At 28.0% G+C, this 16,490-nt stretch carries 11 protein-coding genes; 5 read left to right on the plus strand and 6 right to left on the minus strand.

Annotated elements, in window-relative coordinates:
• The first annotated feature begins 63 nt into the window (after positions 1–63).
• Positions 64–2,202, plus strand: a complete 2,139-nt coding sequence (locus tag AMRN_RS09340) for a TonB-dependent receptor (protein WP_191282111.1) — start codon at positions 64–66, stop codon at positions 2,200–2,202.
• A 59-nt stretch (positions 2,203–2,261) separates the two neighbouring features.
• Here the strand turns inward: AMRN_RS09340 and AMRN_RS09345 are convergent, their stop codons facing one another.
• The 6 genes from AMRN_RS09345 to AMRN_RS09370 form a co-directional block, all read right to left on the minus strand.
• Entirely contained in the window at positions 2,262–3,938 is a 1,677-nt protein-coding gene (locus AMRN_RS09345) for a HAMP domain-containing sensor histidine kinase (protein WP_099312407.1), read from the minus strand.
• Complete coding sequence (locus tag AMRN_RS09350; protein ID WP_165772867.1) at positions 3,922–5,586, minus strand: ABC transporter substrate-binding protein; 1,665 nt, start codon at positions 5,584–5,586, stop codon at positions 3,922–3,924. Before AMRN_RS09350 ends, AMRN_RS09345 begins: the two co-directional genes overlap by 17 nt.
• A complete protein-coding gene (locus tag AMRN_RS09355; protein ID WP_099312403.1) occupies positions 5,579–6,265 on the minus strand; it encodes a response regulator transcription factor in 687 nt (228 codons plus the stop codon). The genes AMRN_RS09350 and AMRN_RS09355 overlap by 8 nt, the downstream gene beginning before the upstream one ends.
• Positions 6,266–6,302: 37 nt before the next feature.
• Complete coding sequence (locus AMRN_RS09360; protein ID WP_099312401.1) at positions 6,303–6,860, minus strand: hypothetical protein; 558 nt, start codon at positions 6,858–6,860, stop codon at positions 6,303–6,305.
• A gap of 1 nt (position 6,861) precedes the next feature.
• Entirely contained in the window at positions 6,862–9,300 is a 2,439-nt protein-coding gene (locus AMRN_RS09365; protein WP_099312399.1) for a molybdopterin-dependent oxidoreductase, read from the minus strand.
• Positions 9,301–9,476: 176 nt separating this feature from the next.
• Entirely contained in the window at positions 9,477–10,610 is a 1,134-nt protein-coding gene (locus AMRN_RS09370; RefSeq protein WP_099312398.1) for an iron-containing alcohol dehydrogenase, read from the minus strand.
• 182 nt (positions 10,611–10,792) lie between these two features.
• On the opposite strand from AMRN_RS09370, the gene AMRN_RS09375 reads away from it, so the two are divergent.
• From AMRN_RS09375 to feoB, 4 genes are all read left to right on the plus strand, one after another.
• The gene (locus tag AMRN_RS09375) at positions 10,793–11,950 is read left to right on the plus strand and encodes an Opr family porin (RefSeq protein WP_099312396.1); all 1,158 of its coding nucleotides are present in this window, start codon (positions 10,793–10,795) and stop codon (positions 11,948–11,950) included.
• 274 nt (positions 11,951–12,224) lie between these two features.
• Positions 12,225–13,397 (plus strand): Opr family porin, encoded by a 1,173-nt coding sequence (locus tag AMRN_RS09380; RefSeq protein WP_099312394.1) that lies wholly within the window; start codon positions 12,225–12,227, stop codon positions 13,395–13,397.
• Positions 13,398–13,747: 350 nt separating this feature from the next.
• Positions 13,748–13,984, plus strand: coding sequence for a FeoA family protein (locus AMRN_RS09385; RefSeq protein WP_322862122.1), 237 nt, complete (start codon positions 13,748–13,750; stop codon positions 13,982–13,984).
• Positions 13,981–16,467, plus strand: coding sequence for a ferrous iron transport protein B (gene feoB, locus AMRN_RS09390; protein WP_099312392.1), 2,487 nt, complete (start codon positions 13,981–13,983; stop codon positions 16,465–16,467). Before AMRN_RS09385 ends, feoB begins: the two co-directional genes overlap by 4 nt.
• The last annotated feature ends 23 nt before the right edge of the window (positions 16,468–16,490 follow it).

A 16,490-nucleotide genomic window follows, 5' to 3' on the forward strand; every position in this document is an offset into this window, starting at 1 on the left:
TCCGCGCCCTAAAATATTATTGATAATTATTATTAATATTATATACATACACAAAGGAAATTTATGAAAAAATTAGTTACTTCATCTTTTGTAGTAATGCTAAGCTTAACAACTGCACAAAGCTTACTTAATGCAAAATCCCTTGAAAACAAAAAAAGTAACAATGAAAAAAAAGAGAAGTTTAACGCAGTCCTTCCAACTGTTTATATTGAAGCTATGAAAGAAGACGATATAACAAAAGGATATGTAAATTACGAAAATGCTTCAGTTACAAGAAATAAGATGAGTATTAAACAAACTCCTATGACTATTGATACTTTAAATATTCAAAAAAACAAAAACTATGGAACAAATGACTTAAGTTCAATATTAGAAGGAAATGCTGGTATTGATACTACATATGATATGAGAAGTGATAATATTTTTATTAGAGGTTTTAGAGCTGATACAAATGATATTTATAGAGATGGTATTAGAGAAAGTGGACAAGTAAGAAGAAGCACTGCTAATATTGAAAGGGTTGAGATACTAAAAGGACCTGCTTCATTGCTTTATGGAAGAAGTAATGGTGGAGGAGTTATTAATATGGTAAGTAAATATGCAAACTTTGATAATTCTAGTAATGTTGGTGTTTCAATAGGTTCTTGGAAAAATAAAGGAGCAAACCTAGATGTAAATCAAGTAGTAAATGAAAATGTTGCAATTAGAATTGTAAGTGATGTGACAAAAGGTGAAACATTTAGAAATAGTATTCAAAAAGATATTGAAAATGAAAGTAAAATGTTCTCTCCAAGTATTACTATTTCAAACAATGATAATTTGAAATGGACAGCTCAATATACTTATGATTATGCAAAAAGAACACCTGATAGAGGTCCTAATAAAGCACAATATGACTTAATGGATATCTCTTATGATAAAGCTTTTGCTCATGATGGAGATTATGTAAAAGATAGATTACAAATATTAAGATCAAGTTTAGATTATCAAATAAATGATAAATGGAGTTTAAACTGGGCAGCTGCATATAGAAAAGCAGAACAAAATTTTGACCATTACTATTTAGGTAGCTATGACCCTTCTACTAAACTTTTAAATCAAAGCTATGCATGGCAAAACACAGAAAACAAAACTATTTCAAATACATTAACACTTAATGGTGAAGTAAGAACAGGTAATATTTTACATAACCTAACTTTTGGAGTTGATTATAGTAAAGAAAAAAGAAACCCAGAGTTATACTATACAAGAAACCAATTTTTTGATCCTTTTGACTCTTCTTCATGGACAAGAACTCAAAAAAAAGATGCACTTATAAAAAATGAGCATGAGGGAATTTCAAAAGGTATTTTCTTAGAAGATGTTATCTCTTTAACTGCTTCTTTAAAACTAGTTTTAGGTGGAAGGTTTGATAAATACTCTTTTAATTCTTCTGATATTTCAAATAATAATAGTTCATATGATGGTGATTCATTTAGTCCAAGAGTAGGAGTTGTTTATGATATTAATCAAAATCACACTATTTATACTTCATATAATAAAAGCTTTTCACCATATGGAGGAAATAACTATTTAGGAGTAAGTGCAAGTAAAGATTCTAGTACTTTTAATGATGAACCAGAATATAATGAACAGTATGAAGTAGGAATTAAAAGTGATTGGTTTGATAACAAACTAAGTAGTACTTTTTCTTTATATCAAATTGAACATTTTAATATTAGATATAGACCTGATTGGGAAACTGATTTAACAAAATGGTACCAAAGAGGGAAAGAGAGATCAAGAGGAGCAGAACTAAGTATAATTGGTCAAGTTTATGAAGACTTTTATCTAAGAGCTTCTATAGGGGCAATGCAAGCAAAAGTTATAAAAGATAAATCAAATCCTGATAATGAAGGTAATTACTTAAGTAATACTGCAAATATCAATGGAAATATTTTTGTAAGATATGCACCTTCATCAAAAAACTTCTATACAGAACTTGGAGTTACACATGTAGGAAAAAGATACTTCTATGATAGAAGTGGAAATGAAAGTACTTTAGATAGTTTCAATAGAGTAGATTCATTACTAGGGTGGAAATATAAAGATGTAAATATTACACTTGGTATTTTAAATCTATTTGATAAAGATTATTGGAGATCAAGTACAATGCCAGGAGCATCAAGATCAGCAACTTTAAGACTTAATTATAAGTTTTAATAACTCTTAACTTAGTATATTTTCTAATATACTAAGTTATTTTAAAAAATATTAAGATTTTATACATTGAATTTTTCAACTTTTATTGTAAATAAAGCACCATTATTTATATTTCTTACATTTATATGACCACTCATATTTCTTTCTATTATATTTTTTGACATATAAAGACCTATTCCTGTACCTAAAGTTTTATGTCTTGTAGTAAAGTATGGATCAAAGATTTTATCTATTATGCTATCTTTTATTCCACCTGCATTATCTTCTATTTTTACAATTTCATAATTATCACCACTTTTTATTTCTATATTAATAGCTGGTTGTTTAATTCCTCTTTCAATTAAGATATCTTTTGCATTACTTAAAACATTTAATATAACTTGTGAATACTCATTTTTATACCCATAGACTTTACCATCTTCTTTTACATCAAAACTAAGCTCTATTCCATGATATTTTAAAGATGATTCAATTATAAAATAAGCTTCTTTACAAGCTTTTTCTACACTAAACTCCTCTTTTTCTCCTTGAGGCTTAAAAAAGTTTTGAAAATCACTAATAGTTTGAGACATATAAGAAGTTAACTTATTTGCTTCTTTTATTTTATTATTTAAATAATCTTTTGTAAATTTATTAAAATCATATGTAACTTTCATATTCATATGTATTGCAGAGATTTGAGCTAATGGTTGCCTCCATTGGTGGGCAATATTTCCTATCATTTCACCCATTGCGGCTAATTTACTTTGTTGAATTAAAATTTGTTCTTGTTCAACTCTCTTATCAATTTCATTTTGAATCTTTATTTCAAGATTATCAATCATATCATTAATCATTTTCTTTAATTCATTTAAAGCATTACTATTTGTTTCTTGACTAAGTCGAGTTCCTAAATTACCTAATTTAATATTTTCTAAAACTTTTGTTGCATTTTTAATTAGTGCTTCATTTTGTTCAATATTATTTTGAATATTTGATACATTTTGATTAATAATTGTTGCCATTTGATAAAACTCATCTCTTGTATCAATTTCAATTTTTTTAACTCCACTTTTTTTATGATTTAAGTAGTTAAAAAACTCTTTTAAGCCATTTTGTACTTTGTAAATTGATTGTATAATATTACTTGAAACAAGCCAACCAACAACTGTTGCAAAAAGTAAAATAACAATAATAGATGTTAATATCTCTACTTTAATCTCTTTTGATTTTAAAACTGCTTGACTATATGCAACTGTTGCATTATTTAAATATCTACTTTGTATACTTAAAAGTTCATTTGTAAGTAAATGAAACTGCTTTCTACTTGAAGTAGTAACATTTACATAAGCGCCCTCTTCAAACTCTTCATGTAAATAGCCTTTAATAGTTTCAATTAGATATTTATAATTTTTCCACATCTGCTTTACTTTAATTTGTGAATCGCTTAATCTTTTGAACTGAATATCTAAGCTCTTTACTAATTCATCAAGATTTTTTTCAATTCCTGCTCTTATTTCTTTATTTGGTGCCATAACTAAAGATTGAGTTATCTCTCTTAATCTATATAAAGGTGTAATTATTCTATTTTGTAAACTAAGTACAGTTTGAGACTTACTATGAACTACTTTTAAAGTCTGTTTATTTTGTTCACTAATATTTATAGATTTGTACCCTAAAACTGCTATTGAGGTACATAAAATAAAAAACAGTATTGCAAGTTTAAATTTGATATTCAAGCTATTTATTAATCTCATTATTTACTCTTTTTGGTTTTATGGCTTTTTTTAGATGACTTTTATACTCTTTATCAGCTCTTATAGACCAATGCTCTTTTGTTATTTCAATCTCCCATAAAGGAATAATTCCACCTTCATATGGTTTAAAAATAACCTCTTTATTTACTGCAAAAACTTTATTTAATGATGGTACTCTTAAAGTATATGCCATATCTCTTGCTCGAAAAAGTATTTTTCTTACTATTTGCTCATATTCTAAAGTACCTTTTTTTGTAATAAAAAACTCTTTTATATACTCTTGCATTTTTTCATCTTTATTTATTGTAGACCAAGCACCATTTGTTTCATAAATAAAAAATACTGTCCAAGGATTTTGATAATACCAGTCATCATCACCCCAAATTAATAAATCCCATGGTTTTGTATTTTTATTTGTATTAGTATTTAAAAGTTGTTTATATATATCTTTTTCACTTGTCGTGATATCATAAATTAGTTTAACTCCATACTTTTTTAATTGAAATTCTATTCCTTTAAATAAAAACATAAATCTATCTTGTGTAAAGACTTTTAACTCTAATCCATCTAAAAGTTTATGAAGTTCTTCTTTTTTTAACTTCAAATCATTTAATTTATATTTATTTGAAATTTTATTTACAATATCATAATTAATAGAAGCTGTAAAATCAGATACTTTTCCCTCTTTTTTATAAACAAAATTTAATAGGTTTTCTTGATTTAGAGCTTGATTTAAAGCTTGTCTAACTTTTTTATTTTTTAGTTTTTTATTACCATTTATCAAATTAAAAAAAATAACAAAATTATCAGTTGATTTTGAAATAATTAATTTAGAGTATTTTGAGAGTAAAACTTCAAGTTTTTTATTAAAAGGAATAGGCATCAAATCAAGCTTGCCTTCTTTTTTTGTAATCATATCAACTGCATCATTAATATCAAGTTGAGTATATACAGTAATTCTTTTAACCTTAGGAAAATCTTTATTCCAATAGTATGGATTTGCCACAAGCTCTAACTTCTCTGTTTGTTCATCTCCTATTGCAAAACCTTCTTTTAAAATATAAGGTCCCATTCCAAAAGCACCTGCAATCTTATTTGCAGTTCCTGTCTCTTTTCCTACTGGTTTGAACTTTTGTATATACTCTTTTGTATAAAAATAAACCCTAGCTAAATCAGTTAAGAACATCTCATATTTTTGTTTTAAAACAATTTTGAATCTTCTTTCATCAAGCTTTATAATATCAAAATCAACTTTGTCAATATTTGTATATAAAAATGGATTTTTCTTAAAAAATTCTAAATTATATAAAACATCATCCATCGTAAAATTCTTTCCATTTTGAAATTTTAGATTATCTCTTAAAGTAAATATATATGTATAATCATCCACTCTTTTATGAGATTTTGCAAGGTCATAAACCCAACCTTTTTTATTGTCATATGAGCGAATAAGTCCTGCATTTGTTGATTTTGCAATATAAGAATAAGGAATTGAAGGAAGAAAAATATTTATATGAGATTTAGGGTGAAGATTCTTTGCTACTCTATTTTTAGAATCATCTTCACGAAATTCAAATGCAGGTACTATAATAGAAGTTGCAAATAAATTATTAAAAAGTATTAAGATTAAAAACAGTAATCTAAACAAGTCGATACCCTACCCCTGATAGATTAAAAATAATATCGGTTGGAAGTTTTTTTCTTAAATTTCTAACTAAAGATCTTAACGCACTATCAGTCATAATATCATCACCCCAAACTTTTTCTTGCAACTCTTCATAAGTTACAACACGATTTTGATTAGAGATAAGAACTTCAAAAAAGTTCATCTCTTTTTTATTTAAAATTATAGCTTCATCTTTATATTTTAACTCTTTTCTATCATAATCATAGCTATAATTTTCATCAACTTTTAAAAATATTTTTTTATTTATAGTAAGAAGTTCAACACATTTTTCTAAAATTTCAAATAAAGCCTCAAGTTCTATTGGTTTTACAATATATTTTTCCATATGTAATTCAACTGCTTCAAGCAAATACTTTTTATCTGTATGTGCTGTAATCATAACAATAGGAATAGTTCTATTTACTTCTCGTACTTTTTTAACAAAATCTATTCCATTTAAAACAGGCATATGAATATCACTTAATATAATATCAGGCTTTTTAGTTTCAAAAATTTCAAAAGCCTCTGCTCCATTACAAGCTTCATAAACTTCTTTTACATAGTAGCTCAAACTATCAGCAATATTTTCTCTAATTCCTACTTCATCTTCTGCATAAAGAATAGTTAAACCTTGTAATTTTTCTAAAAACTCTTTTTGCATGAAGACTCCTTTTTAATATAATAATTATAACAAGTTTTTAATGTTTTACTTTAATAAAACCATCTGAAGCATTTGCTTTTAAATATCTTAATAAATAACTAGCCTCTTCTTCATCAAGTTTTGCAAAACCTCTCATTGTTCCAAAAACTGCTTCCCACTCCATCATTGTATGATGATTTACTTCAGGTCCTGCATGACATTGAGTACACATTTCAAAATAAAACTCTTCATGTTCACCCCACACATCTAATAAATCAGAAGAAGTTAACTCTTTTGATAAGGTACCAATTAATTCAACTTCATTTTTTTCTGTTTTATTTACATTAAAACCTTTTTGCACTTTTGCAACTAAAAGCTCTTTTGTTTTAGAAGAGTAAACCTCATCACCAAACATATAACCTTTAATTGAAACTTTTACATTTTTTCCCATCTCTTTTTTGATTGTTACAGGAACTCCTACAAAAATTTTTGCAGTTTTTCCATTATCACCTTTTAAAACTGAATCTTGATAGATAAAGTTTTGTGATGCATTTACTTGGAATAAACTTCCAAGTAAAGCTAATAATATTATTGTATTTCTTATAATTGTTTTCATTTTATGCTCCTATAATTTTTGGTGGATTGTAAGCTACATTTGGACTTACAGTTCCAGCTTTTTTAATACTTACAAGTACAGTATTTGCTGTAGTTGCTTGTGCCATTGCTGATGTTGGTCTTGATGATGTTAGAACATTTACTTGACCAGAGTTACATCTTACTTTTCTTTGATCATTTCCACCAAATATAGACTCACCAGCTTGGGCATCTTCAGGAGAATACCATGCACCCTCTTCAATAGCTACAACACCATCTCTAATTGTATTTGTCACAACAACACCTGCAAGTAAACTTCCTCTATCATTGAAAACTTCTACAATCTCACCATCTTTTACTCCAAATTTTTTCGCATCATTAGGAGATATTCTAATAGGCTCTCGTCCTTGTACTTTATGTACATTTTGCACCCAAGTATTATCTAATTGTGAGTGAATTCTATATGTTGGATGAGGAGAAACTAGGTGTAATGGATATTTTTTCACTAACTCTTCATTTCCTAACCACTCTGCTGGTTCAAACCACATAACATGACCTTTAAAGTCTTCATATCCATAAGATGCAAACTTCTCAGAAAAAATTTGAATTTTTCCAGTTTCTGTTTTAAGTGCATTGTTTACAGGGTCTTTTCTAAAAGCCTCATGTCTAACAAATTTTCTTGCACTTGTAGGAATATCATATTTGATAACTCCCATATCCCAGAATTTGTCAAATGAAATTCCCATATCTCTTTTTGCAGTAGATCTTTTATAAAGTCTCTCTAACCATTGTTTTACAGTTCTTCCTCTTGAATATCTTCTTGCTTTTCCAAATTTATCTGCAAGCATTGTAAAGATTTCATAATCATCTTTTGACTCATATCTTGGATCTACAATCTTTTTCATTGCATAGATTCTATCTGCTGAGTAAGACATAGCTCCTGCCACATCATCTCTTTCCATAGTTGTAGTTGCAGGTAAAACAATATCTGCCATTTTTGCAGTTGGTGTCCACCAAGGTTCAACAACTACTACAGTATCTAGTTTTCTCATTGCTTCAATTAGTTCATTTACATTAGGTTGGTGTCCAATTGGAGAACCACCTGCACTTAACATAAATTCTACTTTTGGATATTTAATCACTTTACCTTTGTAAGTTACATTCTCACCTGGTTTGTTAATTAAATCACTCATTCTTGATGCTGGAATAGCAATTCTTACTTTATCTCCACCACCTTGACTCATACCACCAATTGTATTTTTACCAGAGTTTGCATCTCCTCCACCTTCATAGTGCATAGAAAATCCAAAACCACCACCTGGAAGTCCAACTTGTCCAATCATAGAAGCTAAAGTAATAATTGACCAATCTACTTGTTCTCCATGATGTGCTCTTTGCATAGCCCAATTTCCAGCAATAAATGTTCTTTTTGAAACCATAATATCTGCTAATTTTTCAATTGTCTTAGCTGGAATTTCTGTTAATTTTTCTGCCCACTGTGGTGTTTTTTCAATACCATCTTCTTTTCCTAAAAGATATGGTAAAAATTTATCGAAACCATAAGTATATTTCTCAATAAATTTTTTGTCATATTTACCAGTTTTATATAAGTAGTTCATCATTCCTAACATTAAAGCAACATCACTACCTGGTCTAATTTTAATCCAATCAGCTTTGAACTCTTGTGCTGATGTTGTATAGATTGGGTCGATTGAGATTACTTTAATACCTGCTTTTTTATACTCTTCATAAGCATCAAAACATCTGTGATTATGTACAGAGTAACCTGCTCTATTTGTTTTATATAAATCAGCTCCCCATAAAACCATCACTTCTGTATTTTCAATAATTTGTTCATGTGCTGTTTGAATAGAATAAACTTCCATATCTCCAACAACTGATGGATTTACTTGACCTGCTGCGCCATTTGAATACTCACCTGATGTTCTAACAGCTCCACCAATTTGATTAAAAAATCTTCCTGCTAATGCATTTGGTTTAAATGCACCAGGATGAGCCCAACCACCATAAGATGCATTATAAAGTGCTTCGTTTCCACCTTTATCTTGTGCTTTTTTAATTGCTTTTGCAACTAAATCAATTGCTGTATCCCAAGAAACTCTAACAAATTCCTCTTTTCCTCTTAAGTCACCTCTTCCTTTACCTTCAAGGTAACTTTTTCTAACTACTGGATATTTAACTCTTGAGTTTGAACTATTTCTATCTGCAAGTGCTTTTACCATAACTGTTGGGTTAGCATCTGAATCTAACTGTGATGTAATATCTACAATTTTATTATCTCTTACATGTGCATAAAAAGCACCAAAGTGTGAAGCACTTGGTATCTTTGTAGTTCTTTTTGCAAACTCATTTGCAAATGCTCCTGTTACTGTACCACTTCCTACAACAGCTGCAGATGTAGCAGCACCAACTTTAAGAAAATCTCTTCTTGAATTGTTCATGGGGTATCCTTTTTTTCATTTATATTGAAATCATATCAATAAAAAATCGAAAAAAAATCGAAAAAATATTCTTTTTTTAATTTATTATAAAAGGTAGTTTTACTTATATATAATAAGTATTATGAAGATTAAATAGTAGTTGATATTTATCTAAAGAGGATATTTCCTCTTTAGATTTATTTCATAGTTAGTGTAAGTATTTGTTCTATCTTATCAAGTGTGATATTTTGTTTTTCACCAATTGCTGTCATTTCATGTTTTTCTAAAGCATTTGTAATATTTGATACAACTTTATCATCTATTTCATAATCATTTAGATTTGTTGAAACTTCTAAAGAGTGATATAACTCTTCTATTTTTTCTATTGTCTTTTGTGCATCATCTATATTAAAAACATTTTGTCCCATTTGTAAAAGTTTCTCTTTTTTATCTTCAAACATTACTCTTAAAAGTTGAGGTTGAACTACTGCTAAACTTCTTGCATGGTCAAGACCATAAAATGCTGTTAGTTCATGTCCTATCATATGAGTTGCCCAATCTTGTGGTACTCCTGAACCAATAAATCCATTTAAAGCTTGATTTGCTAAAAGCATTAGATTCTCTTGCCAATGGTAAGTATCTCTTTTATTCCAATTATTTGCAAGAGTAATTAAACCTTTTAAAATAGTTTCACTATATCCATCATGAAGTAAAGAGTCATTTGGATATGTAAGATACTGTTCACATGTATGAACAAAAGCATCTATTAATCCATTTGATAATTGTCTATCATCAAGTGTTATCATAACACTTGGGTCTAAAACTGCAAACATAGGAAAAACTTTAGGTGAAAAGAAAAATCTTTTTTCATTTGTTGTTTTTCTTGAAACTACTGAACCACAGTTAGATTCACTTCCAGTTGCAGGCAAAGTTAAAACCACACCTAAAGGTAAAGCTTCTGTAGGTTGTGTAGTTCCATCTAAAAAGTCCCAAGCATCACCCTCATATAATGAAGCTGCTGCTAAATATTTACATCCATCAATAACAGAGCCTCCTCCAACAGCTAATATAAAATTGATATTTTTTTCTTTTACTATTTTTACTGCTTTATTCATAGTCTCAACCGTAGGATTTGGTTCAACTCCACTAAATTCAAAAGATTCATATTTTTCCAAAGCTTTTACAACTTGTTCATAAACACCATTTTTCTTAATAGATCCTCCACCATAAACAAATAAAACTTTTGCATCTTTAGGAATATAATTAAAAATTGATTTGATTTTTTCTTTTCCAAACTCTATTAATGTTGGGTTATGATATGTATATGTCATATATTATCCTTTATTCTAATTTTTATCATTATATAACTAAAAAATGAATTTTCAAAGTAAATATCCCGTAAATTAATATTTTCGATTTTTTTTCTACATTTTTTATTTATACTTCCCAAACATAAAAAATAAAACTACTTATAAATATTTAGTTTTATTTAATTATACACAAAGGAAATGATATGAAATCTATTAAGTTAAGTCTAATTACTGCTTTAGCAACAACTGTATGTAATACAGCTAGTGCCAATAGTTTACAAGAAGCATTAACAAGTGGAAAAGTAAGTGGAGAGTTTGCCGTAACATATGAAACAAGAGATCAAAATAAAGAAATCTCTAATTATTATCAAGACACTGCTTATAGTGTAGGTTCTTTTGCATTAAAATATGAAACAGCAAAATGGAATAATCTTAGTCTAACAGCTAAATTTAGAGCTTATAAAACTCTATTTGAAGATGATGATAAATCTATAACTAGTACAGGTAAAGGTGATGCTAGTGAAAGATTTTATAAAACTGGAAGCGAAAAAGACATTGATGCAGAAGAGTTATTTTTAGCATATGATTTAAATAACTTACATATTAAAGCAGGTAGACAATTTATCTCTACTGAATGGATTAATAAAACTCAAGATGCAATAAGCTTATATTATGATATCAATAATACAAGTATTGAAGCAATCTGGTCAAGTAGACATGGTAGGGTTTATGCAAGAGATTATAGACCTATGACTCATATCAACAAAGAAAATGGTGGTGTATATAAATTAGGTGTTACACAAAAATTAAGTGATTCATTTTCTATAAAAGCTTATGGAGTAACAGCACCATCATTAAAAGATATTTATGGTGGAAAAATCAACTATAAATATAGTATAAACAATATTAAGTTTGGCGCAATGGCACACTATGCAGACTTAGATGAAGATGATACTAATTTACAAGATAGTAATATTTTAGAATTAAAAACATTTGCTACAATTAATGGATACACAGCAACACTTGGATATGTACAAATTGATGAAGATGCTGCATTTAACCATATTGCAGGAGAGACTATCATTCCTTTTGAAGAAGGTGATCAAATGTTCTTAAAAGATGCAAAAACTACTTATGCAATGTTAAGTAAATCTTTTGGAAATTTAAGTTTAACAGCCTTGTATGGAATTACTGATTATGAAAAAGATTTTGATAAAGATGAGTTTAACTTATGGGCAACATATCAATTTAACAAAAACTTTAAACTAAATGTAGGATATGCACTAACTAATGAAGATAATAAAGATGCAAACACTACTGATTTAAATCAATTAAATGCAACTTTAGTTTACTCATTTTAATTATATACTCCTTCCAAGGAGTATATTAAGAGTATAGAACTGCCTCTGAAAAAATTATATAATTTTTATTAGTTTCCCTTACTATAAGAAGTTTTTAGCGAATTTAACTTCATAATCTCCTTCAGAGGTAGTTCTATGCTCTATTTAAAAGTTTTTACTTAATACACAAAAAATTTACTTTTTAGACCCACTGATTAATTATAATTTGAAAATAAACTTAATTTTACCAATTACTGTAAAAATAAAGTTTAAACACTTTGGAAAAAGGAAAACAATGAAAAGTATCAAATTAAGCTTAATTGCTTCATTAGCTTTAAGTGCATGTACATTCGCGAGTGCAAATAGTTTACAAGAAGCTTTAACAAATGGAAAAGTAAGTGGAGAAGTTGCAGTTACTTATGAAACAAGAAATGTTGATGAAAAAGTAGGAAACTATTATCAAGACACTGCTTATAGTGTTGGTTCATTTGCATTAAAGTATGAGACAGGCGTTTGGAATAATCTTAGTTTAACTACTAAATTTAGAGCATATAAAACTCTATTTGAAGATAATGATAGCCTTGAAACTTGGAAAGGTAGTGGTGATGCTAGTGAGAGATTTTATGAAAATGGTGATGAAAAAGACATTGACGCTGAAGAGTTCTTTGTAAAATACCAATATGATAATTTCACACTTAAAGCTGGTAGACAATTTATTGTTTCTGATTGGTTTGCAAAAACACATGATGCAGTTAAACTTGATGCAGTATTTGGTGATACAGCAGTTGAAGCAATCTGGTCTAAAAAAATTGGTAGAGTTTATGCAAGAGATTATAGACCTATGGAAAATATCAATGATAGTAAAGGTGCATATAAATTAGGTATTACTCATAAATTCAATGATAATATCAAAGCAACTGTTTATGATGTATATTTACCAGATAATCACTACAAATTAGGTGGAAGATTAAATCTTGATTATGATAAATTCTCTATTAGAGCAGATTATGTTCAACAAAAAATGGATGATGATTTAAATAAAGATGATACAGACTTTTTTCACTTAAAAGCTAGTACAAAAATCCTTGGAGTTAATGCAGCTATTGGTTATGCAAAAGTTGGAGATGACAAAGACCCATTTATTGGATATGGAGCAGCTGGAGAGTCTTTAAGTCCATTTGAAGAAGGTGATGCTTTTTATTATAGAAATGCAGAGACTTACTATGCAAGCTTAAGCAAATCATTTGGTGATTTAAATGCTACTTTAATTTATGGAATCTTTAACGACTATAAGACAGACTCACAAGAAGAGTATGATGCTGAAGAAACAACTTTATGGTTAGGATACAAAGTATCTGATAATATCAAAGCAAATGTTGGATACACATACTTTAATACAGATGATGTAAATGGTTGGGTTGGTTCTGATATGAATCAATTAAACGCTACATTAGTATATAGTTTCTAAATTTATGCGCTCCTTTTGGAGTGCATACTTAGGTCATAAAACTGCCTCTGGAACATTTTTATTGTCCCTTTTTGTTTCTTGATTTTTTATCTTCAGATGTTTATTGCGAATTTTACATCTTAAGAGTTTCAGGGGTAGTTCTATGACCTATTTTCTTAAAATTATAATTTTTTCTTATAATAATCTCCAATCTAGTTTTTCAATTTTTGTGACATTTTAATAACAAACAACCTTTTTACGGTAATCTCTAAAAAAAGAAATTTCATTTTTTTAAGTATATATTATAATATTTTAAGTTTTAATATCTTAATATTTCAATAACGATTATCATAATTACTAAAGGTTATATTTTGAATAAAAAAATGATTATGCTTGATACTTTATCAAAAGGTCAAAAAGCAAAAATAAAAAAAATAAGAACAGATGGAAAACTTTTAAGAAGATTATTAGACATGGGCTTTGTTATGAATAGTGAGATTGAAGTTATTAGAGAAGCGCCTTTATTTGATCCAATGGAATTAAAAATACAAAATTATTACATAAGTATTAGAAAAAGTGAAGCTTCTTTAATTGAGGTTAAAATATGAAACAAATAAAAGTAGGTCTTGCAGGTCAACCAAATTGTGGTAAATCTACAATTTTCAACCTTGTAAGTGGAATTGAACAACACATTGCAAACTATCCAGGGGTAACAGTAGATAAAAAAGTTGGATTTTTCAAATATGAAGATTACAAAGTTGAAATGGTAGATTTACCTGGAACATACTCTTTTAGCTCATTTTCACAAGAAGAAAAAGTTGCAAAAAAGTTTATAATTGATGAGAGTAATCCTAATTCAAAAGAAAAAAGTATTGATATTATTGTAAATGTAATTGATTCTTCAAACTTAAAAAGAAATCTTTACCTAACATTTCAACTTTTAGAAATTGGTATTCCTGTTATTGTTGTATTAAATATGATTGATATAGCAAAAAACAGAGGATTAGAAATAGATTCTAAAAAGATTTCTAAAATGCTTTCTTGCCCAGTTGTTGAAACAAGTGGTTCAAAAAGTATTGGTGGAAAAGAGCTTATGCAAACTATTACAAATACTTTTGAAAAAAAGACTAAATATGAAGAGTTTAAAATAAACTATGAAGAGTTAGAAGTTCATATTCAAAAGATTGAAAAACTTTTAGAAAATAGTAAAAGCCACCTAAGTAAAAGATGGCTTGCAATCAAACTACTTGAAGAAGATCCAACTATTTTAGAACATGTTGGCTCAAATATAAAAAAAGAGGAAATAGATAAAGAAATAGAGAGTTTTCATACACTTCATGATAAAGATACCATCTCTTTTCTAGCAACATTTAGATATGACTCTGCTGATGTAATATATCATGAGTGTGTAAAAAATAATAATATAAATAAAGAAACCTTAACAGATAAAATTGACAAAATAGTATTAAATAGAATATTTGCAATACCAATTTTATTATTTATAATATTTTTAGTTTACGAAATATCAATTGTTTATGGATATAAACTTACAGATTACACATGGCCAATATTAGCCTCAATGAAAAATTTTATTATTGATATATTGCCAATGGCTGACTTTACAAAAGTTCCTATGATAACAGATTTTTTTATCTGGATGACAAATAGTTCAATTGCATTATTAAACTATATCCCAATATTTTTTATTCTATTTGCATTGATTGCTATTATGGAAGATGTAGGCTATATGCCAAGAATGGCTTTTATTCTTGATAAAATCTTTAAAAAATTTGGTTTACATGGACAATCTACTCTTCCTTTAGTATTAGGTGGAGCAATGGTAGGTGGTTGTGCAGTTCCTGGTGTTATGTCAACAAAAGGAATTAGTGATGAAAGAGCAAGAATGGCTACAATATTAACAGTTCCATATATGAATTGTCTTGCAAAAGTGCCTTTTTATACACTTTTATTAGGAGCTTTTTTCAAACCAGAAATGGCACTTATGATGTTTTTCATTTCAACAATTACTATTTTTATTGCATTATTAATTGCAAAACTTTTAACAACAACAGTTTTAAAAACAAGACAAACAGCTCCTTTTGTAATGGAATTACCACCTTATCATGTTCCAACAATTAAAGGTGTTTTTATAAGATCTTTTCAAAAGGTGTGGATATATATTAAAAAAGTTGTAACTATTGTCTTAGCAGTAGCAGTTATACTATTTGCAATGTTAGAGTTTCCAGGATTAAGTGAAGACTCAATTTTAAAGTATGAAAAACAATCAGAAATATACTTAGCGAAATTTGATAAACAAATTAAAAATAATAAATATTATCAATTAGTAGATACAAAAAATGAGGTATCTGATTTATTAAATTATTATGATAGATATAGAGCAAAAAGAATGGCAGCTACTTCAAAAGAAGATGCAAAACAACTTGATAAAAAATTCAAACTTATAAATGCAGATTATTATACATTCTTAAAACCAAGAAAAAATAAAGAAGCAAAAAAAATAAACAGAGCTATTAGAAAACTTTCAAGAGATAGAAAAAAAGTTTTAAGAGAGATGAAAAATGAAAAAATTGAAAATTCAATACTTGGAATGACTGGAAGATCTTTAGAACCAATTACTCAATACGCTGGGTTTGATTGGAAAATAAACGTAGCATTTTTAAGCTCTTTTGCAGCAAGGGAGAGTGCAGTTGCAACTCTTGGAAGTATTTATGAAAATAACAAAGCCGATTCTAAAAGAGCAGAAGAAGCAATGGCTGAGAATAGTGGTTATACTCCATTACATGCAGCTGCAATTATAATTTTCATGATTCTTACTCCACCTTGTATTGCAACTATGATTGTAGTAAAAATGCAAACAAATAGTTACAAATGGATGGTATTTGCAATATTTTTCCCTGTGTTTTTAGGTATTGCAATGTCTTCTTTAACTTTTACAGTTGGAAATATTTTCTCCTTAAGTGGAGTAGAAGCAATGGCAGCATTCTATTTTGCAATAGTTTTTATTACTCTTATTTTGGCTTTTTATCCAAGTAAAAGTATAAACTGGAAAGGAGGACTAAATAAAGTCTAATTTAACAAAATACAATTTAATAA

Source organism: Malaciobacter marinus (assembly GCF_003544855.1).
Lineage (GTDB): Bacteria > Campylobacterota > Campylobacteria > Campylobacterales > Arcobacteraceae > Malaciobacter > Malaciobacter marinus.

Coding starts and splice junctions, on each gene's coding strand:
- AMRN_RS09340 (WP_191282111.1), top strand. CDS start 64: ATGAAAAAATTAGTTACTTCATCTTTTGTAGTAATGCTAAGCTTAACA.
- AMRN_RS09345 (WP_099312407.1), bottom strand. CDS start 3,938: ATGAGATTAATAAATAGCTTGAATATCAAATTTAAACTTGCAATACTG.
- AMRN_RS09355 (WP_099312403.1), bottom strand. CDS start 6,265: ATGCAAAAAGAGTTTTTAGAAAAATTACAAGGTTTAACTATTCTTTAT.
- AMRN_RS09360 (WP_099312401.1), bottom strand. CDS start 6,860: ATGAAAACAATTATAAGAAATACAATAATATTATTAGCTTTACTTGGA.
- AMRN_RS09365 (WP_099312399.1), bottom strand. CDS start 9,300: ATGAACAATTCAAGAAGAGATTTTCTTAAAGTTGGTGCTGCTACATCT.
- AMRN_RS09370 (WP_099312398.1), bottom strand. CDS start 10,610: ATGACATATACATATCATAACCCAACATTAATAGAGTTTGGAAAAGAA.
- AMRN_RS09375 (WP_099312396.1), top strand. CDS start 10,793: ATGAAATCTATTAAGTTAAGTCTAATTACTGCTTTAGCAACAACTGTA.
- AMRN_RS09380 (WP_099312394.1), top strand. CDS start 12,225: ATGAAAAGTATCAAATTAAGCTTAATTGCTTCATTAGCTTTAAGTGCA.
- feoB (WP_099312392.1), top strand. CDS start 13,981: ATGAAACAAATAAAAGTAGGTCTTGCAGGTCAACCAAATTGTGGTAAA.